The 22,905-nt window shown below is 69.7% G+C and carries 20 protein-coding genes; 16 read left to right on the top strand and 4 right to left on the bottom strand.

Annotation, left to right across the window (positions count from 1 at the left end; translation table 11 throughout):
- From ruvC to JOD52_RS06305, 8 genes are all read left to right on the top strand, one after another.
- Positions 1-591 carry a crossover junction endodeoxyribonuclease RuvC gene (gene ruvC / locus JOD52_RS06270; RefSeq protein ID WP_017823705.1) on the top strand — a complete coding sequence of 197 codons (591 nt, stop codon included), beginning with the start codon at positions 1-3 and terminating at the stop codon, positions 589-591.
- Between the two features lie 26 nt (positions 592-617).
- Entirely contained in the window at positions 618-1,232 is a 615-nt protein-coding gene (ruvA, locus tag JOD52_RS06275; RefSeq protein WP_031307154.1) for a Holliday junction branch migration protein RuvA, read from the top strand.
- A complete protein-coding gene (ruvB, locus tag JOD52_RS06280; protein WP_204409106.1) occupies positions 1,229-2,311 on the top strand; it encodes a Holliday junction branch migration DNA helicase RuvB in 1,083 nt (360 codons plus the stop codon). Before ruvA ends, ruvB begins: the two co-directional genes overlap by 4 nt.
- 88 nt (positions 2,312-2,399) lie before the next feature.
- Positions 2,400-2,870 carry a preprotein translocase subunit YajC gene (gene yajC / locus JOD52_RS06285; protein WP_017823702.1) on the top strand — a complete coding sequence of 157 codons (471 nt, stop codon included), beginning with the start codon at positions 2,400-2,402 and terminating at the stop codon, positions 2,868-2,870.
- A gap of 50 nt (positions 2,871-2,920) precedes the next feature.
- Complete coding sequence (gene secD, locus JOD52_RS06290) at positions 2,921-4,798, top strand: protein translocase subunit SecD (RefSeq protein WP_204409107.1); 1,878 nt, start codon at positions 2,921-2,923, stop codon at positions 4,796-4,798.
- Positions 4,798-5,985, top strand: a complete 1,188-nt coding sequence (gene secF / locus JOD52_RS06295; protein ID WP_017823700.1) for a protein translocase subunit SecF — start codon at positions 4,798-4,800, stop codon at positions 5,983-5,985. Before secD ends, secF begins: the two co-directional genes overlap by 1 nt.
- Positions 5,982-6,533, top strand: a complete 552-nt coding sequence (locus JOD52_RS06300) for an adenine phosphoribosyltransferase (protein ID WP_017823699.1) — start codon at positions 5,982-5,984, stop codon at positions 6,531-6,533. The genes secF and JOD52_RS06300 overlap by 4 nt, the downstream gene beginning before the upstream one ends.
- A 125-nt stretch (positions 6,534-6,658) precedes the next feature.
- Entirely contained in the window at positions 6,659-9,106 is a 2,448-nt protein-coding gene (locus tag JOD52_RS06305; RefSeq protein ID WP_017823698.1) for a RelA/SpoT family protein, read from the top strand.
- Here JOD52_RS06305 and JOD52_RS06310 read toward each other — a convergent pair.
- Entirely contained in the window at positions 9,046-9,414 is a 369-nt protein-coding gene (locus JOD52_RS06310) for a hypothetical protein (RefSeq protein ID WP_239551816.1), read from the bottom strand. The two genes, JOD52_RS06305 and JOD52_RS06310, sit on opposite strands and share 61 nt — an antisense overlap.
- Positions 9,415-9,528: 114 nt before the next feature.
- Here JOD52_RS06310 and istA (JOD52_RS06315) point away from each other — a divergent pair, with 114 nt between their 5' ends.
- The 5 genes from istA (JOD52_RS06315) to JOD52_RS06335 all read left to right on the top strand — a co-directional run bounded on the left by istA (JOD52_RS06315) (position 9,529) and on the right by JOD52_RS06335 (position 14,508).
- Positions 9,529-11,091: an IS21 family transposase gene (gene istA, locus JOD52_RS06315; protein WP_204408388.1), complete on the top strand. Its 1,563-nt coding sequence runs from the start codon at positions 9,529-9,531 to the stop codon at positions 11,089-11,091.
- A complete protein-coding gene (locus JOD52_RS06320; RefSeq protein ID WP_338124028.1) occupies positions 11,088-11,834 on the top strand; it encodes an ATP-binding protein in 747 nt (248 codons plus the stop codon). The genes istA (JOD52_RS06315) and JOD52_RS06320 overlap by 4 nt, the downstream gene beginning before the upstream one ends.
- A 4-nt stretch (positions 11,835-11,838) precedes the next feature.
- Entirely contained in the window at positions 11,839-12,069 is a 231-nt protein-coding gene (locus JOD52_RS06325) for a hypothetical protein (RefSeq protein ID WP_204409108.1), read from the top strand.
- Positions 12,070-12,202: 133 nt separating this feature from the next.
- The gene (istA, locus tag JOD52_RS06330; protein WP_204408388.1) at positions 12,203-13,765 is read left to right on the top strand and encodes an IS21 family transposase; all 1,563 of its coding nucleotides are present in this window, start codon (positions 12,203-12,205) and stop codon (positions 13,763-13,765) included.
- Positions 13,762-14,508, top strand: a complete 747-nt coding sequence (locus JOD52_RS06335) for an ATP-binding protein (protein WP_338124028.1) — start codon at positions 13,762-13,764, stop codon at positions 14,506-14,508. The genes istA (JOD52_RS06330) and JOD52_RS06335 overlap by 4 nt, the downstream gene beginning before the upstream one ends.
- Before the next feature lie 110 nt (positions 14,509-14,618).
- Here the strand turns inward: JOD52_RS06335 and JOD52_RS06340 are convergent, their stop codons facing one another.
- The gene (locus tag JOD52_RS06340) at positions 14,619-14,903 is read right to left on the bottom strand and encodes a hypothetical protein (RefSeq protein WP_239551817.1); all 285 of its coding nucleotides are present in this window, start codon (positions 14,901-14,903) and stop codon (positions 14,619-14,621) included.
- 107 nt (positions 14,904-15,010) lie between these two features.
- Entirely contained in the window at positions 15,011-16,630 is a 1,620-nt protein-coding gene (locus JOD52_RS17710) for a DUF349 domain-containing protein (RefSeq protein WP_204409109.1), read from the bottom strand.
- Between the two features lie 204 nt (positions 16,631-16,834).
- On the opposite strand from JOD52_RS17710, the gene hisS reads away from it, so the two are divergent.
- Together hisS and trxA are read left to right on the top strand one after the other, a co-directional pair.
- A complete protein-coding gene (gene hisS, locus JOD52_RS06350; RefSeq protein WP_017823695.1) occupies positions 16,835-18,202 on the top strand; it encodes a histidine--tRNA ligase in 1,368 nt (455 codons plus the stop codon).
- A 112-nt stretch (positions 18,203-18,314) separates the two neighbouring features.
- Positions 18,315-18,686, top strand: a complete 372-nt coding sequence (gene trxA, locus JOD52_RS06355) for a thioredoxin (RefSeq protein WP_017823694.1) — start codon at positions 18,315-18,317, stop codon at positions 18,684-18,686.
- 95 nt (positions 18,687-18,781) lie between these two features.
- Here the strand turns inward: trxA and JOD52_RS06360 are convergent, their stop codons facing one another.
- Entirely contained in the window at positions 18,782-20,743 is a 1,962-nt protein-coding gene (locus JOD52_RS06360; protein WP_204409110.1) for a DEAD/DEAH box helicase, read from the bottom strand.
- 288 nt (positions 20,744-21,031) lie between these two features.
- Between JOD52_RS06360 and aspS the strand changes: the two genes are divergently transcribed.
- Positions 21,032-22,870 (top strand): aspartate--tRNA ligase, encoded by a 1,839-nt coding sequence (gene aspS / locus JOD52_RS06365; RefSeq protein WP_204409111.1) that lies wholly within the window; start codon positions 21,032-21,034, stop codon positions 22,868-22,870.
- The last annotated feature ends 35 nt before the right edge of the window (positions 22,871-22,905 follow it).

Genomic DNA, 22,905 nt, shown 5'->3' on the forward strand with positions numbered 1-22,905 from the left:
ATGTCCCTGCGCGTGCTGGGGGTGGACCCGGGCCTCACCCGCTGCGGCATCGGCGTGCTGGACTCCGCTGGAGGCCGACGCGCCACCCTGGTCGCCGCCGGGGTGGTGCGCTCGGTGAGCGAGGACGCGATCGATGCGCGCCTGCTGGCGATCTCCCGCGGCCTGCGCGCAGCCATCGAGGAGCACGCACCGGACGTGGTCGCGGTGGAGCGGGTGTTCAGCCAGAACAACACCTCCACCGTGATGGGCACCGCGCAGGTCTCCGGGATCGCGATCCTGCTGGCCGCCGAGCGCGGCATCCCGATCGCCATGCACACCCCCTCGGAGGTGAAGGCCGCGGTGACCGGCTACGGCCGGGCAGACAAGAAGCAGATCCAGACGGTGCTGGTCAAGCTGCTGGGGCTGGAGGCCCCACCGAAGCCCGCCGACGCCGCCGATGCGGTCGCGATCGCCCTGACCCAGCTGTGGCGCGGCCCGGGACCGGTGCGCCTGGACTCCACCGGTGGTGCACGCACCAGCGCCCAGACCCGCTGGGCCGAGGCAGAGCGGGCCGCTCGACGCGCCCGGGAGTCCTCCACCTCCCGCTTCTGATCGAACACTCGTTCTACAGTGGCCCCGTGATCGCTTCATTGACCGGGCGTGTGGCCCGCATCGCGCTGGACGCCCTGGTGCTGGAGGTGGGCGGGGTGGGATACCTGGTACGCACCACTCCCCAGGCCCTCGCCTCCACCCGCCACGGCGCCGAGCTCACCCTGCACACCGAGATGGTGGTGCGGGAGGACTCGATGACCCTGTACGGCTTCCCCCACCCGGAGGAGACGGAGATCTTCCGCATCGTGCAGTCCGTCTCCGGGATCGGCCCCCGCATCGCCCTGGCCGTGCTCGCAGTGCTGGAGCCGGACGAGCTGCGCCGCGCCGTCGCCGCGGAGGACGTGAAGACCATCGCCCGCACCCCGGGTATCGGACCCAAGGTCGCCGGCCGCATGATCCTGGAGCTGAGCGGGAAGCTCGCCGTCCCCAGCGGACCGCCCACCGCCCCGGGTGCCGCGCCGGCTCCTGCGGGACCCGCCGGAGGGGTCGACGCCGACGTGATCGAGGCACTGGTGGGCCTGGGCTGGCCCGAGAAGTCCGCGGCCGCGGCCGTCGCCACGGCCCGTGAGGACGACGGGGCCGCCGTGGACGCCGCCACCCTGCTGCGCCGTGCCCTGCGGGGCCTTGCGAGCGCCCGATGAGCGAACCGGACGACGAGCAGATGCACGACAGCCCCGGCGCGGAGCACCACGATCACCTCACCGATCCCGACGCGATCGCCCCCGAGCGCGCCGCCGAGGCTGCCCTGCGTCCACGGCGACTGGACGAGTTCGTGGGCCAGCAGGTGGTGCGTGATCAGCTGTCCCTCGTGCTGGACGCGGCCACTGCCCGCGGCCGCACCCCCGAGCACGTTCTGCTGTCCGGACCGCCCGGGCTGGGCAAGACCACGTTGGCCATGATCATCGCTGCTGAGCTGGCCGCCCCGCTGAGGATCACCTCCGGGCCGGCCGTCCAGCACGCCGGTGACCTCGCTGCGATCCTCTCCTCCCTGGACGAGGGCGAGGTGCTGTTCATCGACGAGGTGCACCGCCTGGCCCGGCCCGCCGAGGAGATGCTGTACATCGCCATGGAGGACTTCCGGGTGGACGTGGTGGTGGGCAAGGGCGTGGGCGCCACCGCCATCCCCCTGGATTTGCCGCCCTTCACCGTGGTGGGCGCCACCACCCGTGCCGGGCTGCTGCCGGCCCCGCTGCGCGACCGCTTCGGCTTCGTGGGCCACCTGGACTACTACGGACCCAAGGAACTGCAGGAAGTGGTGCGCCGCTCCGCCCTGCGGCTCGAGGTGGACCTGGAGGCCGAGGCCGCCGCCGAGATCGCCTCCCGTTCCCGCGGCACCCCCCGCATCGCCAACCGACTGCTGCGCCGGGTGCGCGACTGGGCGCAGGTGCGGGGCACCGGGGCGCTGGACCTCGAGGCCGCCCGGGAGGCGCTGCGCGTGTACGAGGTGGACGAACGCGGGCTGGACCGCCTGGACCGTGCCGTGCTCAGCGCCCTGTGCACCCGTTTCGCCGGGGGACCGGTGGGGCTGTCCACCCTCGCCGTCGCCGTGGGGGAGGAGACCGAGACGGTCGAGACGATGGTCGAGCCCTACCTGGTGCGCGAGGGCTTCCTGATCCGCACCCCCCGCGGCCGCACCGCCGCTACGGCAGCCTGGACGCATCTGGGCCTGGCACCCCCGGAGGCCGAGACGGGCACCACTCCCATGCTGGGCCGCTTCTGATCCCGTAGCGATAGAGTGGGGCGGCCCGACCCGGGCAGGCCGTCGACCACGGCCATCCCGCCCGGGCACCGCTTCCGGAAGGACCCCCGTGGAATCACTGCTCCCCCTCCTGCTCATCTTCGCTGTGATGATGCTGCCGATGTTCTGGATCTCCAGCCGCCAGCGGAAGATGCAGCGCCAGCAGTTGGAGCTCGTCTCCCAACTGGGGATCGGTGATGAGGTGCGCACCCACTCCGGGTTCTACGGCCTGATCATCGAGGAGCTCGGCGACCAGGTGATCCTGGAGTCCGAGAACGGCGCCCAGACCAAGTGGGACCGCCGTGCCATCGCCGGCCGCGCCGCCGATGCCCCGGGCGGGATCGGCGTGGCCGCGACCGGCGCCGACGAGGACGCCGTGACCGACGACGCAGACCAGCTGGACCCGGCCCTGTCCGGTGATCGCCCCGTCTCCGCAGTGGACACCACTTCGGGTGACTTCGCTGCGTCGTACGATGCCGATGACCGCCCTGAGGGGACCTCCGAGGGCGACTGGTACGACCAGGATCGTCGCGACCGCTGATCACCCGTCCAACGCACTGACCTGCCCGTCGTCCTGAGGAATCGCGCTCCATGCCCTTGCGCCGCATCGCCCTCTCCGCTCTCGCGGTCCTGATCCTGTTCCTCGGGGGCGGGATCGCCGCCGGCACCAAGTGGGGCAACTGGGAGCCCGCTCCGTCCCTCGCCCTGGACCTCGCCGGTGGCACGCAGGTGATCCTGCAGGCCACCTCGCGGGACGGTTCCCCCATCGATGGTGACGCCATGGAGCAGGCGCGCCAGATCATCGCGCAGCGCGTGAACGCCATGGGGGTGGCGGAGACCGAGATCACGGTGCAGGGCGGCACCAACATCGTCATCGACGTGCCGGGCACCCTGGACCAGGCCACCTCCGACGCGCTGCGACAGACAGCCGCCATGGGCTTCCGTCCCGTGCTCGGCGTCGTCGCCCCCGAAGGGACCGGGGAGGCCCTCCCCTCCGACGGCGGTGGCTCCGATGCCGGTACGGGTGGCGAGGACGGCACGGGGGAGACCTCCCAGGCACCCGCCGATCCCAGCGCATCGCAGTTCGACTCGCTGGTGGGGACCGACCCGTCACTGGCGCCGCCGCCCACGACCCCCGGCCAGGACGGCCTGGCACACCCGGCATGGTCGACGCAGTGGCTCACCCCGGAGATCCAGACCGAGCTGATGACGGCCGACTGCACCGACCCGGCCGCCCAGCAGGAGCGGGTCTCCGCCGCCGCACCCGATGAGCCGGTGGTCGCCTGCGACCCGGACGGCACCCAGAAGTTCGTGCTGGGCCCCCAGGTGGTGGCCGGTTCCGCGATCCGCGACGCCAGCGTGGGCTCCGACATGACCCCCACCGGGCAGCCCACCGGCTTCTTCGTGGTGAACATTCGCTTCCAGGACGACGTCGCCCAGGACTTCGCGCAGATGTCCAGCGCCCTGTACAACGGCGAGGGCGCCACCCCCGCCTTCGCGATCGTGCTGGACGGTCTGGTGATCTCCGCCCCCACCGTGGAGGAGCCCTCCCCGGGCGGCGAGGCATCGATCTCCGGCCAGTTCACCCAGGAGCAGGCCTCGCAGCTGGCGGATCAGCTGCGCTTCGGCGCGCTGCCGCTGGAGTTCGAGGTCGCCTCCGAGCAGCAGATCTCCGCCACCCTCGGCACCGACCAGCTGGAGAAGGGCCTGATCGCCGGCCTCATCGGCCTGGCCCTGGTGGTGCTGTACGCGATCGGCCAGTACCGGGCCCTCGCGGTGGTGACCACCGGCAGCTTGATCGTGATGGGCCTGCTCGCCTACGGCATCCTCACGGTCCTCTCCAACATCCCGGAGATCGGCTACCGCCTCTCCCTGGCCGGTGTGGTGGGCCTGATCGTCTCGATCGCATTCACCGCCGACTCCTTCATCGTCTACTTCGAACGCGTCAGGGACGAGATCCGTGACGGCCGCGGCATCGTGGCCGCCGTCGACCACGGCTGGCGGCGAGCCCGGCAGACGATCCTCGCCTCGGACGCCGTGAACCTGATCGCTGCGGTGGTGCTGTACGCCCTGTCCACCGGCGGCGTGCGCGGCTTCGCGTTCGTGCTCGGCGTGACCACGATCCTGGATCTGCTGGTGGTGTTCCTGTTCACCCACCCGCTGCTGCAGACCCTCGTGCGCACCCGCTTCTTCGGCAAGGGACATCCGCTCAGTGGCCTGGACCCGGCGATGCTCGGGCGCAACGTGCCCGCCTACGCCGGACGCGGCCGGGTGCGAACAGGATCGGAGTCCCGCGGCCGCGGTCGTGGTTCTCGGGCCGTCGAGCCCGAGCCCCGTCTCACCCTCGCCGAGCGCAAGGCGCTGGCGGAGAGGGAGGCGAGCGGGACCGGGGAGGGCCCCGCCCCGTCCCCACCGGCGCCCGGGGGCGCCGGCGCCGACCATCCTGACCAGACCGGGGAGGACAACTGATGACCAGCGCACTGTCGGCCTTCGGCAACTCCCTTCACGACGGGACCCGTACGCTCCCCTTCGTGCGGCGTCGCCGCACCTTCTACCTGATCAGCATCATCGTGCTCCTGGTGCTGGGCACCATCGGTGCACTGCGCGGCCCCAGCCTGGGCATCGAGTTCACCGGCGGGTCCGAGTTCCAGATCTCCGGGGTGCAGGACGCCGACCAGACGATCGCCCGCGACGTCGTGCGCGAACGGGTCCCCACCAACGAACCGAAGATCACGGTGCTGGGCCAGGACACGCTGCGGGTGCAGACCGAGCAGCTCGACTCGGCCCAGACCAACGCCCTCGCCCAGGAGCTCGCCTCCGGGTACGGCGTGGACACCTCCGCCGTCTCCACCTCGTTCGTGGGGCCGGTGTGGAGCGGCGACATCACGCAGAAGATGCTGCGCGGCGTGGTGGTGTTCCTGGTGCTGGTCGCACTGACCATGGCGCTGTACTTCCGCAACCTGAAGGCCTCGCTGGCGGCAATGCTCGCGCTGCTGCACGACATGGTCTTCACGATCGCCGTGTACCTGGTGGTGGGCTTCGAGATCACCCCGGCCACGGTGATCGGCTTCCTGACGATCCTCGGCTACTCCCTGTACGACACCATCGTGGTGTTCGACAAGGTGCGCGAGAACACCGAGGGCCTGCTGGACCAGGAGCGACTGACGTTCGCCGAGCAGGTGGAACGGGCCGCCAACCAGACCCTGGTCCGGTCGATCAACACCTCTGTGGTGGCGCTGCTGCCCGTGGGCTCGATCCTCGCGATCGGTGCCTTCGTGCTGGGTGCCGGCACCCTGAAGGACATCTCCCTGGCCCTGTTCGTGGGCATGATCGCCGGTACGTACTCCTCGATCCTGCTGGCCCCCGGGATCCTGGTCGACCTGCGCCGCGGCGAACCCCTGATCGCCGCCCACGCCCGCCGCGTGCTCGCCGCTCGTGACGGCAGGGATCCCGAGCCGGAGCCCGTCGTGCACGAAACAACCGACGACGATGCAGACGCCCCTGACAGCGCTGAGCTCGACGATGACGAGCCCGAGGATGAGGCGCCCACCCCCGCCGAGAGCACCGCCCACCGCACCGGCGCGCCCCGAACCCGTACCCAGCCGCGCCGCACGCCCCGTCGGCGCCGGAACGCACCACGACGAGGACAGCCATGAAAGCGAACCACCCCGACGCCGAGAAGGTCGCCGCACTGCTGGGCACCCACATCGCGGAGTACCCCGACTTCCCCGAACCCGGCGTGCTGTTCCGGGACATCACCCCGCTGCTGCGGGACGCCACGGCGCTACGCACCGTCATCAAACACTGGGTGAGCATGCTCCCCGAGGACATCGAGTACATCGTGGGCACCGAGGCCCGCGGCTTCGTCCTCGGCGCACCCCTGGCCTATGAGCTGGGCGCCGGCTTCGTCCCGGTGCGTAAGGCCGGCAAGCTGCCGGGCAACCCCGCGTCGCTGCGCTATGACCTCGAGTACGGCAGCGCCGAGGTGCAGATCCAGCAGGGCGCGCTGCCGGAGGGCGCCCGCACCCTCGTGGTCGACGACCTCCTGGCCACCGGCGGCACGGCCGCGGCCACGGTGGAGCTCACCCGCACCTTCGGGGTGGAGCTGCTGGGCGCCTCGTTCCTGATCGAGCTGGAGGGGCTGCAGGGTCGCGACCGGCTCCCCGACGTCCCGATCACCACCGTGTGGTCGATCCCCAACTGACAGCGACCGCCGGCCGTTCCCGGGGCTGTGGGCCTCACCGTGACTGCCTGTGGACACAGGCTGGTCACGAGAACGACCAGGGTCCGTGCACGCGTAGAATGACCACCTCAGGCAGGAGGTGAGCAGTGCAGGACCGCACCGCACCCGAAAGCACCACGGCACCCGAGGGTGCCCCGTCGCACGAGGCGGAGAAGTCGCCCGCGACCCCCGCTCCGAGCAGCGCCGCTCCCGCGAGCTCCCTTGCCGCGCCCAGCTCCTCCCGGGCTCCCGGTGCCGTGCCCCGGCGCAGCCGCTCCCGTCTCTCGTTCTTCGGCTCCCGCCCCGTCTCCACCACCTCACCGCTGCTGGTGCCCCTGCTGGAGACCTTCTCCCCGGGACGCTCCAAGGAGGACATCGCGCTGATCCAGCGCGCCTTCGCCGTCGCCGAGCGCGCCCACCGCGGTCAGATGCGCAAGAGCGGGGACCCGTACATCACCCACCCGGTGTCCGTGGCCACGATCCTGGCCGAGCTGGGCTCCCCGGCGGAGGTGATCGCCGCTGCCCTGCTGCACGACACCGTCGAGGACACCGACTACTCCCTCGACCAGCTGCGGGAGGACTTCGGTGAGGTGATCGCCGTGCTGGTGGACGGGGTCACCAAGCTCGACAAGGTCACCTACGGCGAGGCCGCCCAGGCCGAGACCGTCCGCAAGATGATCGTGGCGATGAGCCGCGATGTGCGGGTGCTGCTGATCAAGCTCGCCGACCGTGTCCACAACGCTCGCACCTGGAAGTACGTCTCGGCCGCCTCCGCCGAGAGCAAGGCCAAGGAGACGCTGGAGATCTACGCGCCCCTGGCCCACCGGCTGGGCCTGAACACCATGAAGTGGGAACTGGAGGACCTCTCCTTCCAGGCGCTGTACCCCAAGGTGTACGAGGAGATCGTGGCACTGGTGGCCCAGCACGCCCCGGCCCGCGAGCAGCACCTCTCCGCTGTATCGCGGCAGATCCTCGAGGACGCCCGCAAGGCGAGGATCAAGGTCGAGGTCACCGGCCGCCCCAAGCACTACTACTCGATCTACCAGAAGATGATTGTGCGCGGCCGCGACTTCGCCGACATCTACGACCTGGTGGGTGTGCGGGTGCTGGTGGACACCGTGCGTGACTGCTACGGGGTGCTGGGCATCCTCCACGCGCGCTGGTCGCCGGTGCCGGGCCGCTTCAAGGACTACATCGCCCTGCCGAAGTTCAACCTGTACCAGTCGCTGCACACCACGGTGATCGGCCCCACTGGCAAGCCGGTGGAGATCCAGATCCGCACCTGGGAGATGCACCGTCGCGCGGAGTACGGCGTGGCCGCCCACTGGAAGTACAAGGCGATGGCCGGCAGCACGCCCTCGTCCCGGCCCATCAACGATGAGGCCACCTGGCTGCGGCAGCTGATGGAGTGGCAGAAGGACACCGCCGACTCCGGTGAGTTCCTGGACTCCCTGCGCTTCGAGATCAACACGCAGGAGGTGTACGTCTTCACCCCGAAGGGTGACGTGCTCGCCCTGCCGCAGGGCTCGACGCCGGTGGACTTCGCCTACTCGGTCCACACCGAGGTGGGGCACCGCACCATGGGTGCCCGGGTCAACGGGCGCCTGGTGTCGCTGGAGTCCACCCTGAACACGGGCGACGTGGTCGAGGTGTTCACCTCCAAGGCACCCGAGGCCGGACCCAGCCAGGACTGGCTGGGTTTCGTGAAGTCCGCCCGTGCCCGCACCAAGATCCGCCAGTGGTTCTCGAAGGAGCGCCGTGAGGGCGCCCTGGACAAGGGCAAGGACGAGCTCGCGAAGGCGCTGCGCCGTCAGGATCTCCCGATGCGCCGCCTGCTCACCCACGAGACCCTCGCCACCGTGGCCGGGGACCTCAACCTGGCCACTGTGGACGACCTGTATGCGGCGATCGGCGAGGGCCACGTGGGCACGCAGAACGTGGTCGAGAAGCTGCGCGCCACGTTCGGTGGGACCGACGGCGCCGCCGAGGACGTCGCCGAGATGGCGCTGCCCTCCAAGGCCCGGTCCCGTCCCTCGCGGTCCGAGCGGCACGTCTCCGACACCGACCAGGGCGTGGTGGTGGACGGCCAGACGGACCTGTGGGTCAAGCTCGCCAAGTGCTGTGCCCCGGTGCCCGGTGATCCGATCATCGGGTTCGTCACCCGTGGCTCCGGGATCTCGGTGCACCACACCAGCTGCGGCAACGCCGAGCAGCTGCGGCAGCAGCAGCCGGACCGCCTGGTGGAGGTGCACTGGTCCGGACGCATGGGCTCCGCCTACCTGGTGCACATCAAGGTCGAGGCACTGGACCGCTCCCGCCTGCTCACGGACCTGGCGCTGGTGATCGCCGAGCAGCAGGTGAACCTGCAGTCGGCCTCCGCCCATTCCGACGACGACCGTTTGGCCACCGGCTACTTCTCCTTCGAGCTGGCAGATCCGTCTCACCTGCAGGCAGTGCTCGCGGCCGTGCGCCGCGTCGAGGGCGTGTTCGACGTCTACCGGGTCACGGCGGACGGCAAGGCCGTCTCCGCCGCCGCACCGTTGACCGCGTCCTGATAGGCACTTCCTGACCAGGGTGTTGCCCCACCGTGGAGCACGGCCTCCCATCGTTCCCTGGCGGTGCGCGTGAGGTAGCGGTGGGGGAGCGTGGCGAGCTGCGTATGGACCTGCGATTCCGTGAGGTGGCCGTTGTCCAGCAGGTCCCTCACGGCCGGCACAGCGGTGTCGTTGCCGGCGAACCGCAGCAGATCCAGTGCCGTGCGGACCGGTGAGGTGAGTGGGGCACCGCCCATGGTCTCCACGTCACCGGTGGCGAGTGAATATTCGCCTCGCTGGGGTCCGCTGATCGAGGGTTCGGGTGCCACGTCGCTGCCGTAGCGGTGGCGTCGTTCGGGACCACCAGTGGTGTCGTTGGGGCCGCTCTGTCTACGCTCCTTCCGCCGTGTGTATAGGGCACGCGGCGGAAGGAGCAATCTGGAATGGTACGGAAGATCAGGGCGAAGCTGGTGCTCCAGCTGCGCGCAGAAGGTCTGTCGGGGCGAGCGATTTCGTCCTCGCAGGGCATGTCCCGCAAGTCCGTGAGGGCGGTGTTCGAGGCCGCTGACGCTGCAGGGATCGGGTGGGGCGATATCGCGGACGTCGCCGATGAGCAGGTGTATGCCCGGTTGTTCCCGGGCCGGGGCGAGCACGAGAGCGTGTTCGCACAGCCGGACTGGGAACAGGTCCATCGAGAGATGGCCAGGGTCGGCGTGACGCTGAAGCTGTTGCACGGCGAGTACTTCGACGCGACCACGGCGGCTGGGGATCCGGCGATGGGGTATGACCGGTTTTGCCGCACCTACCAGCACCACGTCATGGTCACCGGTGCCGCTTCGAGAGTCGGTCACAAGGCCGGCCAGAGCGTGGAGGTCGACTGGTCCGGCCCCACGATGGAGCTGGCCGATCCGGTCACCGGCGAGGTCTCGAAGGTGTTCTTGTTCGTTGCCTGCCTGCCTTTTTCTCGTTACGCGTTCTGCTTCCCGGCGCTGGATATGCGCCAGGAGTCCTGGCTGCGAGCGCACGTAGCGATGTTCGAGGCGCTGGGCGGGACGGTCCCGAGGATCGTTCCGGACAACCTCAAGACCGGTGTGGTGAAGCACCCCCGCGAGGGCGAGATCGTCCTGAACGATGCGTATCGCGAGATGGCAGCGCATTACTCGGCGGCGGTGCTCCCGGGGAGGGTGCGGAAACCGAAAGACAAGGCGAGCGTGGAGAACACCGTCGCGCACGTCGCGACCTGGGTCATCGCCGGGCTGCGGGATCAGCGATTCACGTCCCTGCCCGAACTTGCAGCCGCCATCGGGCAGCGGATGGAGGCCTATAACGCGGAGCCGTTCCAGAAGCGGCCCGGATCCCGCGCCAGCGTGTTCGACGCGGAGGAGCGGCCGCTGCTGACGCCGCTGCCGGCGGTGCCCTACGAGATCTCGACATGGCACTACGGACGACGAGTGGGCAGGAACGGGCACGTCACGTTCGCGCGGAACTTCTACTCCGCGCCGTTCGCGCACATCGGCGCGAAGGTCGATCTGCGCATCACGGCCCGGACGCTGGAGATCTATCAGGGCAGCCAGCGACTGACCAGTCACCTGCTGCTCCCGGAGACCGCGAGCAATGAGTACCGCACCAACGACGCGGACCTACCTGCGGGCGAGCGTTTCCAGGCCTGGGACGCGCAGAGGGTGCGGGCGTGGGCAGATCGGGTCGGGCCGGCCACGGTGATCGTGATCCAGCGGATCTTCGAGTCCGTGCCGATCGTGGAACAGGGCCTGGATCCCGCGTTGGCGGTGCTACGGCTCTCTCGCCGCTTCTCCGTAGATCGGGTCGAGGCGGCCTGCGCACTCGCGCTGACGGGACGGGTCCGTTCACCGCGCTATGCGCATCTGCACCCGATCTTGGCCACCGGGCAGGACAAGGTCGCCGCCCTGCGTCCACCCCGCGAGGAACCCGCGGAAGACGGCGGATACGTCCGTGGCGCCGACTACTACGCCGGAGGTGTCCGGTGAGCGTGATCGATAACGACACGAAGCGGAAGCTGCGCGAGATGGGCGCGACCGCGCTGCTGGACGCGATCGATGCCCAGGATGAGGCTCACGTGCTGGGGATGTCGTTCCAGGAACGGCTCCAGCTGATCGTGGACGAGGCGCATTCCATCTTCAATCATGGAAAGGTCGAGGGTCTGATCCGCCGGGCGGGGCTGCGTTATCCCGGAGCGGACCTGCGGCGGCTGGATCTGGTCGAGGAACGGGGACTGAACCGGAACGTGATCGCGCAACTGGCAACCTGCTCCTTCATCCAGCGGCAACAGAACGTGGTCTTCCAGGGCTTCACCGGCTCAGGGAAGTCCTACCTCGGCTGCGCGCTGGCGAAGCAGGCCTGCCAGCACCGGCTCCGAGCCCACTACATCCGAATGCCCGACCTCGAAGAGGCCTGGGCCCTGGCAAAGGACAAGCCGCAGGGCCAGACGAAGTTCCTGCGGAAGTACTCCACGTTCTCGCTGCTGGTGATCGACGAGTGGCTGCTGGACCATCCTGACGAGGGAATGCGTTCGATGCTGCTGGAACTGCTCGAGCGCCGCTATGACACCGGCTCGACCGTGTTCTGCACCCAGTACCCGAAGAAGGACTGGCACGCCCGGCTCGGTGGAGCAGTCCACGCCGATGCGATCATGGACCGCATCGTGCACAACACAATCTGGATCGACACCGGCGACAGGAACATGCGAGAACACACCGCACTGCCCCAGTGACCCGATGCCGGCGGGAGCCAGTGGTCCCCACCGCGGCGGCTACTGGCCCCCGTCGGCACGATCGGCGGTCCCCAAGAGCAAGATTCGGTGGCTCCCACGACTACGAATACTCAGCGAGACGGGAGTGCCGCACCAGCACCCCGCCCAGAGGGCTGCGATGCGCCGTGGTGAGCAGCTCCGCCGGGGAGGGGGCGGGGCCGCCGCACTGAATATTCGCCTCGCTGGGGTCCGCTGATCGAGGGTTCGGGTGCCACGTCGCTGCCGTAGCGGTGGCGTCGTTCGGGACCACCAGTGGTGTCGTTGGGGCCGCTCTGTCTACGCTCCTTCCGCCGTGTGTATAGGGCACGCGGCGGAAGGAGCAATCTGGAATGGTACGGAAGATCAGGGCGAAGCTGGTGCTCCAGCTGCGCGCAGAAGGTCTGTCGGGGCGAGCGATTTCGTCCTCGCAGGGCATGTCCCGCAAGTCCGTGAGGGCGGTGTTCGAGGCCGCTGACGCTGCAGGGATCGGGTGGGGCGATATCGCGGACGTCGCCGATGAGCAGGTGTATGCCCGGTTGTTCCCGGGCCGGGGCGAGCACGAGAGCGTGTTCGCACAGCCGGACTGGGAACAGGTCCATCGAGAGATGGCCAGGGTCGGCGTGACGCTGAAGCTGTTGCACGGCGAGTACTTCGACGCGACCACGGCGGCTGGGGATCCGGCGATGGGGTATGACCGGTTTTGCCGCACCTACCAGCACCACGTCATGGTCACCGGTGCCGCTTCGAGAGTCGGTCACAAGGCCGGCCAGAGCGTGGAGGTCGACTGGTCCGGCCCCACGATGGAGCTGGCCGATCCGGTCACCGGCGAGGTCTCGAAGGTGTTCTTGTTCGTTGCCTGCCTGCCTTTTTCTCGTTACGCGTTCTGCTTCCCGGCGCTGGATATGCGCCAGGAGTCCTGGCTGCGAGCGCACGTAGCGATGTTCGAGGCGCTGGGCGGGACGGTCCCGAGGATCGTTCCGGACAACCTCAAGACCGGTGTGGTGAAGCACCCCCGCGAGGGCGAGATCGTCCTGAACGATGCGTATCGCGAGATGGCAGCGCATTACTCGGCGGCGGTGCTCCCGGGGAGGGTGCGGAAACCGAAAGACAAGGCGAGCGTGGAGAACACCGTCGCGCACGTCGCGACCTGGGTCATCGCCGGGCTGCGGGATCAGCGATTCACGTCCCTGCCCGAACTTGCAGCCGCCATCGGGCAGCGGATGGAGGCCTATAACGCGGAGCCGTTCCAGAAGCGGCCCGGATCCCGCGCCAGCGTGTTCGACGCGGAGGAGCGGCCGCTGCTGACGCCGCTGCCGGCGGTGCCCTACGAGATCTCGACATGGCACTACGGACGACGAGTGGGCAGGAACGGGCACGTCACGTTCGCGCGGAACTTCTACTCCGCGCCGTTCGCGCACATCGGCGCGAAGGTCGATCTGCGCATCACGGCCCGGACGCTGGAGATCTATCAGGGCAGCCAGCGACTGACCAGTCACCTGCTGCTCCCGGAGACCGCGAGCAATGAGTACCGCACCAACGACGCGGACCTACCTGCGGGCGAGCGTTTCCAGGCCTGGGACGCGCAGAGGGTGCGGGCGTGGGCAGATCGGGTCGGGCCGGCCACGGTGATCGTGATCCAGCGGATCTTCGAGTCCGTGCCGATCGTGGAACAGGGCCTGGATCCCGCGTTGGCGGTGCTACGGCTCTCTCGCCGCTTCTCCGTAGATCGGGTCGAGGCGGCCTGCGCACTCGCGCTGACGGGACGGGTCCGTTCACCGCGCTATGCGCATCTGCACCCGATCTTGGCCACCGGGCAGGACAAGGTCGCCGCCCTGCGTCCACCCCGCGAGGAACCCGCGGAAGACGGCGGATACGTCCGTGGCGCCGACTACTACGCCGGAGGTGTCCGGTGAGCGTGATCGATAACGACACGAAGCGGAAGCTGCGCGAGATGGGCGCGACCGCGCTGCTGGACGCGATCGATGCCCAGGATGAGGCTCACGTGCTGGGGATGTCGTTCCAGGAACGGCTCCAGCTGATCGTGGACGAGGCGCATTCCATCTTCAATCATGGAAAGGTCGAGGGTCTGATCCGCCGGGCGGGGCTGCGTTATCCCGGAGCGGACCTGCGGCGGCTGGATCTGGTCGAGGAACGGGGACTGAACCGGAACGTGATCGCGCAACTGGCAACCTGCTCCTTCATCCAGCGGCAACAGAACGTGGTCTTCCAGGGCTTCACCGGCTCAGGGAAGTCCTACCTCGGCTGCGCGCTGGCGAAGCAGGCCTGCCAGCACCGGCTCCGAGCCCACTACATCCGAATGCCCGACCTCGAAGAGGCCTGGGCCCTGGCAAAGGACAAGCCGCAGGGCCAGACGAAGTTCCTGCGGAAGTACTCCACGTTCTCGCTGCTGGTGATCGACGAGTGGCTGCTGGACCATCCTGACGAGGGAATGCGTTCGATGCTGCTGGAACTGCTCGAGCGCCGCTATGACACCGGCTCGACCGTGTTCTGCACCCAGTACCCGAAGAAGGACTGGCACGCCCGGCTCGGTGGAGCAGTCCACGCCGATGCGATCATGGACCGCATCGTGCACAACACAATCTGGATCGACACCGGCGACAGGAACATGCGAGAACACACCGCACTGCCCCAGTGACCCGATGCCGGCGGGAGCCAGTGGTCCCCACCGCGGCGGCTACTGGCCCCCGTCGGCACGATCGGCGGTCCCCAAGAGCAAGATTCGGTGGCTCCCACGACTACGAATACTCAGCACATCACCCACCGCGCTGAGTCGCCTGCGATCACGTGATGGCGTCGCAGTTCCTGCCCGATCGCGGCACCCAGCAGCAGCGCGCGGCGCACCGCGGTGTCCAGGACGTCCGGCGGGGTGAACACACCCGGTACCAGGCGCTCCAGGTATCCGTCGGCCACCAGGGAGTCCATGGTGGGGGACTCCGGCCACTCCTGCAGCTCACCGACCAGCGGGGCCGCGAGGTCGGCAGCATGCTGCGACCAGGCTGCGCAGGGTGCGAGGTGGCCGGTGCTGTCCATGGATCGACTCTGACGCAAGCGGCCGGCCCCGACAAGCGGGACCGGCCAGTTGTGGACGGACACGGTTGGGGAGGAACCCCGGCCCGGTGCGCCGTGCTGCAGGTCTGTCAGCCGAGGTCGTGGGCGGAGCGCTCGATGACCGCCAGCCACTCCTTGCGGGCCTCCAGCGCCGACTCCGCCTCGGCGATCTTCTTCGGGTCACCCCCGGCGCGGGCCTTGTCCAACGCGTCCTGGTAGCTCGAGATGGCGGCGTGCAGCTGCGAGGAGGCACCCTCGACACGAGCCTTGGTGCGCGGGTCGGTTCGACGCCACTCGTCCTCCTCGGCCTTGCGCACAGCGCGCTCGACCGCACGCAGCTTGTCCTCGATGCGGTGCATGTCCGAGCGCGGCACCTTGCCGGCCTCCTCCCAGCGGTCCTGGATGGAGCGCAGCTTCTCCTTGGCGCCGTCCAGGTCCTTCGCCGGGTCGATGGACTGCGCCTCGGCGAGCAGGGCCTCCTTGACCTTCAGGTTCTCCTTCTGCTCGCCCTCGGTGGCCTTCAGGTCCTCGTTGCGGGCGGCGAAGAAGTGGTCCTGGGCGGCCTTGAACCGTGCCCACTGGGCGTCGTCCTTCTTGCGACTGCCGCGGGGAGCGCTGCGCCAGCGGTCCATCAGGTCCTTGTAGGCGCGAACCGTGGGGCCCCAGTCGGTGGAGTCCTTCATCGACTCGGCCTCGGCGATCAGCTTCTCCTTGACCTGGGCGGCCTCGCCGTGCTTCTCGTCGAGCTGCGAGAAGAACTGCTTGCGCATGCGGTCGAAGGACGCTCGAGCCGTGGACAGGCGCTTCCACAGCGCCTCCTCGGTGGGGCGGTCCAGCGAGACGTCCTCGGACTGCATCTTCTTCCAGGTGGGGACCATCTGGCGCATGGTCTCGCCAGCGCTCTTCCAGGACAGCTGCGAGGGCTCGGTGGCCACCAGCTGCTCGATGGACTCCACGAAGGCCGTGCGGCGCGCGGTGGCCTCGTCGCGGGCGGCCATGCGCTCGGCCTCGAGGGCCTGGATCTTCGACTTGGCGTTCTCCCGCAGGTCGTGCGCGCGGGCGCGCAGGGCGGGGATGTCCCCGACCACCTGCGGCTCCTTCATGTTCTTGCGCAGGTTCTCCAGCAGACGGTTCAGATCGTTCTGGGTGTGCTCGGGGGCAGCGAGCTTCTTCTCGGTCAGGTCGAGGAAGGCTGCCAGGTCGAGGTAGGCGCGGGCGAAGGGGTCCAGTGCCTTCGCGTGGTCGGTCTCCGTGGTGGTGCCGATCTGGCGCACCTGCGTGCCGTCCTGCACGGTCACGGTGCCGTCCTCGGCCACGCTCCCGAAGGCGCGGGCCTCAGCGATGGCCGCCTCGTCGTACTCGGCCGGCGGCGGCACCGCGGGCAGCAGGGGGGCGGACGGCTTCTTGCCGGCCAGAGCAGCGGGGGAGGGGACGCCGGGGCGCGCAGTGGGACGGGGCACGGGGCGCGGGGTCGGTGCGGACGCCTTCTCCTGCTCGCCCTCCTGCTTCTCGTCCTGGCCCTCGTCCTGCTGGGCCGGATCGTCCTGCTGGCCCTCGTCCTGCTGGGCCGGATGGGGCTGATCCGTCTGCTCGGGCTCAGGCTGTTCGCTCTGTGCCGGCGGCTCAGTGGGGTCCGCCTGCGCGGTGGGCTCCACCGACTCGGCCTGCTCGGACGGCTCCGGGGTGACGGGGGTCTCGGACTCGCTCACGGTTTGAGCTCCTTCGATCTGATCCGCTGCTGGGCGGGACGGGCCGCCGAGGCGGCCGGGCTTCACATGGCGCCCCTTCGATGGACCGCCACGACAGGGAACTCTACAGCGATCCGGCCGGTGATCCGTGCCCCGTCCGTCGCCCACGTGGGGGTCATAATGGACGGGCCCTCCCTGCCCGCATCTGCGAAGGAAGTACTTCCCGTGGCGAAGATCTCCGCCCTGTCCGGTTTCCCCGAGTGGCTCCCCGCCGAGCGCCTCGTCGAACAGCACGTCATCGACGTGTTCCGCGAGGTCGCCGAGCTGCACGGGTTCTCCGGGATCGAGACGCGCGCTGTCGAACCGCTCGAGCAGCTGCTGCGCAAGGGTGAGATCGACAAGGAGGTGTACGTGCTGCGTCGCCTGCACGCGGAGGAGGACGGCCGCGCCCCTGGCGACGACTCCGGGGCCGACCCCTCCCGCACCCTGGGTCTGCACTTCGACCTCACGGTGCCGCTGGCCCGCTACGTCCTGGAACACCAGAACGACCTGTCCTTCCCGCTGCGCCGCTACCAGGTGCAGAAGGTGTGGCGCGGTGAGCGCCCCCAGGACGGCCGCTTCCGCGAGTTCTACCAGGCCGATCTCGACGTGATCGGGCAGGACACCCTCCCCGGCCACATCGAGGCCGAGGTCGCGGTGGTGATGGCGGAGATCCTGCGTCGTCTCCCACTGCCCGCGGTCACCATCCACGCCAACACCCGCAAGCTCTCCGAGGGCTTCTTCCGCTCCCTGGGCCTGGAAGACCGCACGGCGGTGCTGCGCGCCCTGGACAAGCTGCCCAAGATCGGCGAGGCGGCGGTGCGGGCACTGCTGGTCGAGGACGCCGGCGCCTCCCCGGAGCAGGCCGATGCCTGCCTCGCCTTCGCGTCGATCCGCACCCGCGACGGCTCCTTCGCCGACCGGGTCCGGGAACTGGGCGGCACAGGGGAGATGGTGGAGGAAGGCATTGCCGAGCTCACCGCCGTGGTCGAGCGCGTCGAGGCAGCAGTGCCGGGCGTGATCCTGGCGGACCTCTCGATCGCCCGCGGCCTGGACTACTACACCGGCACCGTGTTCGAGAGCTTCGTGGAGGGACACGAGGGACTGGGCTCGATCTGCTCGGGCGGCCGCTACGACTCCCTGGCCACCGACAACCGCCACACCTACCCCGGGGTGGGGCTGTCGATCGGACTGTCCCGGCTGGTGGCAAGGATGCTGTCCGCGCAGATGGCCCGCCCCAGCCGCCCGGTCCCCACCTGCGTGCTGGTCTCCGTGGCCGACGAGGAATCCCGGGCGCAGAGCGACGCGGTCGCCCGGGCGCTGCGGTCCCGAGGCATCCCCTGCGAGGTGGCACCCACCGCAGCGAAGCTCGGCAAGCAGATCCGCTACGCGGACCGCCGCGGCATCCCCTACGTGTGGTTCCCCGCGGCCGATGGCAGCGATGAGGTCAAGGACATCCGCAGCGGTGAGCAGCAGGCCGTGGATCCCGGCACCTGGGAGCCCCCCGCCGCGGACCGGACCGTGCAGATCCTCGCCGGTGACGTCACGGAGTGATCGCCTTTGGCGTGACCACCTCTGGCGTGTCCACCTCGCCCCGATCGTGTGAAGTGGCTCACGCCGGCGCGGGGGCTGGAATCCTTCGGGCCTGACGCACGTTCCACCTCGCATGAGCACAGTCACCCTGACCGCTGAGAACCACGACGAGACCGTCGAGGACGGCATCGTCCTGATCGACTTCTGGGCAGGCTGGTGCGTGCCGTGCCAGCGCTTCGCTCCCATCTTCGAGAAGGCCGCGGAGGAGCACCCCGACGTCACCTTCGCGAAGGTCGACACCGAGGACCAGCAGCAGCTGGCCATGCGCTACGGCGTCACCTCCATCCCCACCCTCGTGGCCTACCGCGAGGGCATCCCGGTCTTCTCCCAGGCCGGCGCCCTGCCGCAGTCGGCCCTGGAGGAGCTCATCGGCCAGGTGAAGAACCTGGACATGGACGAGGTCCGCAAGGCCTACGCCGACGCACAGGCACAGCAGCAGAACTGATCCCGCAGCGGCGTCGACCACGACGCCGCAGCACCCAGGACCACGCGAGGCCCGCATCCGGATCGGATGCGGGCCTCGCGCTCGGTCAGGGAGGATCAGCCGTCATGGTCCTCATGGCGCCGGTTGGAGCCGGCGCGCCGCTTGGAGTCGAACCGTGAGCCACCGCCCTCGCGGCGCCACGGCTTCGCACCGTCCCGCTTGAAGCCATGGTCGCCGTCGCGCTTGAAGCCACGGTCGTTGTCGCGGCGGAAGGGACGCTCACCGTCACGACGGAAGGGCCGATCCCCGGAGGGGCGACGGGGCCCGGTGTCCTCGGCGATGCGCAGCTCACGGCCGCCCACGCGGGCGGAACCGATCGCGGAGAGCTGCTCGCCGTTGAGCCCGCCACGGATCTCCACCAGCGAGAAGTTCCCGAAGATCGAGATCTTGCCGACGTCCTTGCCGTTGACGTTGCCCTCACCGGTGATCGCACCGACGATGCCCGGCGGGCGAGCACCGTGGGTGTGGCCCACGCCGATCCGGTATGCGGTGTACCCGGCCTCGGTGCGGGGCGCGGGGCGGGACTCGCCGTCGCGGTGACGGTCGCGCCCGCGGCGGTCACCGCGGTCGTTGTCGCGACCGGTCAGCGTGGCACCGGTGAACTCCTCCTCCTCGGTGACCGTGCCGGGGCCGTCGTCGCCCACGCCCATGGCGGCCAGCGCCACGGCCAGGTCCGTCGGCTCCATCTCCTTCTCGGCCAGGAACTCCGCGATCAGCTCGCGGTACAGGTCCAGTCGTCCGCGCTCCAGGCGCTCCGGCGCCTTGCCCAGGAGGCTGCGCAGACGGTGCTTGGAGACATCACGCGGGGAGGGGACGTGTGCTTCCTCGAGGGTCTGACGGGTGGCCTTCTCGATCGCACGCAGGTTGCGTCGCTCATGGGTTCCGATGAAGGTGATCGCCTGGCCGGTACGACCGGCGCGGCCGGTGCGGCCGATGCGGTGCACGTACGCCTCGGGCTCACGGGGCACATCGAAGTTGACCACCAGGCCGATCTTGTCCACGTCGAGACCGCGAGCGGCGACGTCGGTGGCGACCAGCACCTTCAGGGAGCCGTCGCGGAGACGCTCCACGATCTTCTCGCGCTCCTTCTGGGGCACGTCACCGCTGATGGAGGAGGCGACCAGGCCGCGGGCCACCAGCTCGGAGCCCACCTCCTCGGCGGCGGCGCGGGTGCGCACGAAAACGATCGCGGCCTCCGCGTCGGTGGTGGCCAGCACGCGGGCCAGGGCACCGGTGCGGTGACGGAAGGGCACCACGGCGTAGCTCTGGTGCACGCTCTTGACGGTGGAGGACTGCGGGGACACGCTCACGCGCACCGGGTCGTCCATGTGCTCGGAGGCCACCCGCTGGATGGCCGGCGGCATGGTGGCGGAGAACAGTGCCACCTGCCGGGTGGCGGGGGAGTGGGAGAGGATCTCCTCCACGTCCTCCGCGAAGCCCATGCGCAGCATCTCGTCGGCCTCGTCGAGCACCGCGAAGCGCACGCCGTCCAGCCGCAGGGTGTTGCGACGCATGTGATCCATCACGCGGCCGGGGGTCCCCACGACCACCTGCACACCGCGGCGCAGGGCCTTCTCCTGCGGGCCATAGGGGGAGCCGCCGTACACCGCCACCACGTCCAGGCCGTCGATGGCGGTGGCGAAGGAGGTGATCGCGTCGGCCACCTGCATCGCCAGCTCACGGGTGGGGGTCAGCACGATCGCCTGGACCGACTTCTGCGCCGGGTCCATGGCCGAGAGCAGGGGGAGCCCGAAGGCGGCCGTCTTGCCGGTGCCGGTCTGCGCCACACCGATCACATCGCGGCCGCTGAGCAGGGCCGGGATGGTCTGCACCTGGATCGGGGAGGGGCGCTCGAAGCCGAGGTCGGCCACCGCGCGGCGCAGGGGGGCCGAGAGCCCGAGGTCGTCGAAGCTCGTCTCGGCGGGGGCGCTATCGGCCGGGGCGGCCTCGACGGTCGCATCATCGGCGGGTGCGGATGCGCCGTCGGTCGGCTCGTGGGCAGGGGCAACGTCGGTCATGAAGTCCTTCAGCGGTGGGGGTGGAGCCTTGCGAGTCGCGTAGGGCGGTGCCCGTGATGCGACGGGCGGGATGGACCCGCAGTTCCGCAGGTCGGACGAGGTGACAGTCTACGGGCGGGGGAGTGCTGCCGATAGTGGCGCGCCCGGCGAGATCGCTCACCCTGCGCGGTACGCTGGGCCCGGCGGCCCGTGCCGCCACGCGGATCTGCCTGGTCCTCCCGCGAATCCCGTCGGGACCGCCCAGGACAGTCGGGTCCGTGCCCGCCCCCTAGTGATGAAGGACATCCCGTGCTGCGCACCCACCACGCCGGCGAGCTCCGCCCGGAGCACATCGGACAGCAAGTCACCCTCACCGGTTGGATCGGCCGTCGCCGTGATCACGGCGGCGTGACGTTCCTGGACCTGCGCGACGCCTCGGGCGTGGCACAGGTGGTGGTGCGCGAGGACGAGGCGATGCACCTGCGCAACGAGTACGTGTTGAAGGTGACCGGCACCGTCGACCGCCGCCCTGAGGGCAACGAGAACCCGCAGCTGGCCACCGGCGACATCGAGGTCACCGCGAGCGAGGTGGAGGTGCTGAACGCCGCCGCCCCGCTGCCGTTCCAGCTGGACGAGCACACGGAGGTCGGTGAGGAGACCCGCCTGCGCTACCGCTACCTGGACATGCGCCGGCAGGGACCCGCCAAGATCCTCCGCCTGCGCTCGGACGCCAACCGCGCCGCCCGCGAGACCCTCCTGGACGACGGCTTCGTGGAGGTGGAGACCCCCACCCTGACCCGCTCCACCCCTGAGGGAGCCCGCGACTTCCTAGTGCCCGCTCGCCTGGCCCCCGGCTCCTGGTACGCCCTGCCCCAGTCCCCTCAGCTGTTCAAGCAGTTGCTGATGGTGGGCGGGGTGGAGAAGTACTTCCAGCTGGCCCGCTGCTACCGCGACGAGGACTTCCGCGCCGACCGTCAGCCCGAGTTCACCCAGCTCGACATCGAGATGAGCTTCGTGGACCAGGAGGACGTCATCACGATGGCCGAGGACGTCGTGAAGAACGTGTGGGCGCTGGCCGGCCACGAGATCTCCACCCCGATCCCGCGGATCACCTACGCCGAGGCCATGCGCCGCTACGGCTCCGACAAGCCGGACCTGCGCTTCGACCTCGAGATCACCGAGATGACGGAGTACTTCCAGGACACCCCGTTCCGGGTGTTCCAGTCGCCGTTCGTGGGTGCCATCGTGATGGCCGGCGGCGCCTCCCAGCCCCGTCGCCAGCTCGACGCCTGGCAGGAATGGGCCAAGCAGCGCGGTGCCAAGGGCCTCGCCTATGTGCTGATCCAGGAGGACGGCACGCTCGGCGGCCCCGTCGCCAAGAACCTCTCCGAGCAGGAGAAGGAGGGCCTGGCCGCGAAGGTGGGCGCGAAGCCCGGCGACTGCGTGTTCTTCGCCGCCGGTGAGGCCAAGCCCTCCCGCGCACTACTGGGAGCTGCCCGCAACGAGATCGCCGAGCGGCTGGGCCTGATCGACCACGACGCCTTCGCCTTCGTGTGGGTGGTCGATGCCCCCATGTTCGAACCGGCCGGTGACGCCGTCGCCGCCGGTGACGTGGCGGTGGGCTCCGGTGCCTGGACCGCGGTGCATCACGCCTTCACCGCCCCCAAGCCCGAGTACCTGGACACCTTCGACACCGATCCCGGCAGCGCCCTGACCGATGCCTACGACATCGTCTGCAACGGCAACGAGATCGGCGGCGGCTCTATCCGTATCCACCGTCGCGACGTGCAGGAGCGCGTGTTCGCGGTGATGGGGCTCAGCCCCGAGGAGTCCCAGGAGAAGTTCGGCTTCCTGCTGGACGCCTTCGCCTTCGGCGCCCCTCCCCACGGCGGCATCGCCTTCGGCTGGGACCGGGTGGTGGCACTGCTGGCAGGGGTGGAGTCCATCCGAGAGGTGATCGCCTACCCCAAGTCCGGCGGTGGCTTCGACCCGCTCACCCAGGCGCCCGCCCCGATCACGCCCCAGCAGCGCAAGGAGGCCGGTATCGACGCCAAGCCCGCCCCGGCCAAGAAGCAGGACAAGGACGGCGAGGACCCCGAGCAGCACGACGCCGCGCAGCCCGGTGCCGGCAAGAGCGCATCGGCCTGATGCGCCGGTGACCTGACCGGTCCCTCGGCACGTCC

Source organism: Brachybacterium muris (assembly GCF_016907455.1).
In the GTDB taxonomy this organism is placed as follows: Bacteria; Actinomycetota; Actinomycetes; order Actinomycetales; family Dermabacteraceae; genus Brachybacterium; species Brachybacterium muris.

Bases quoted from the DNA above. Each gene is read 5' to 3' on its own strand.
- JOD52_RS06300 (WP_017823699.1), top strand. From the start codon at position 5,982: ATGAAAGCGAACCACCCCGACGCCGAGAAGGTCGCCGCACTGCTGGGC.
- istA (WP_204408388.1), top strand. From the start codon at position 9,529: ATGGTACGGAAGATCAGGGCGAAGCTGGTGCTCCAGCTGCGCGCAGAA.
- JOD52_RS06340 (WP_239551817.1), bottom strand. From the start codon at position 14,903: ATGGACAGCACCGGCCACCTCGCACCCTGCGCAGCCTGGTCGCAGCAT.
- JOD52_RS06360 (WP_204409110.1), bottom strand. From the start codon at position 20,743: ATGACCGACGTTGCCCCTGCCCACGAGCCGACCGACGGCGCATCCGCA.
- ruvC (WP_017823705.1), top strand. From the start codon at position 1: ATGTCCCTGCGCGTGCTGGGGGTGGACCCGGGCCTCACCCGCTGCGGC.
- trxA (WP_017823694.1), top strand. From the start codon at position 18,315: ATGAGCACAGTCACCCTGACCGCTGAGAACCACGACGAGACCGTCGAG.
- istA (WP_204408388.1), top strand. From the start codon at position 12,203: ATGGTACGGAAGATCAGGGCGAAGCTGGTGCTCCAGCTGCGCGCAGAA.
- secF (WP_017823700.1), top strand. From the start codon at position 4,798: ATGACCAGCGCACTGTCGGCCTTCGGCAACTCCCTTCACGACGGGACC.
- JOD52_RS06325 (WP_204409108.1), top strand. From the start codon at position 11,839: ATGCCGGCGGGAGCCAGTGGTCCCCACCGCGGCGGCTACTGGCCCCCG.
- secD (WP_204409107.1), top strand. From the start codon at position 2,921: ATGCCCTTGCGCCGCATCGCCCTCTCCGCTCTCGCGGTCCTGATCCTG.
- ruvB (WP_204409106.1), top strand. From the start codon at position 1,229: ATGAGCGAACCGGACGACGAGCAGATGCACGACAGCCCCGGCGCGGAG.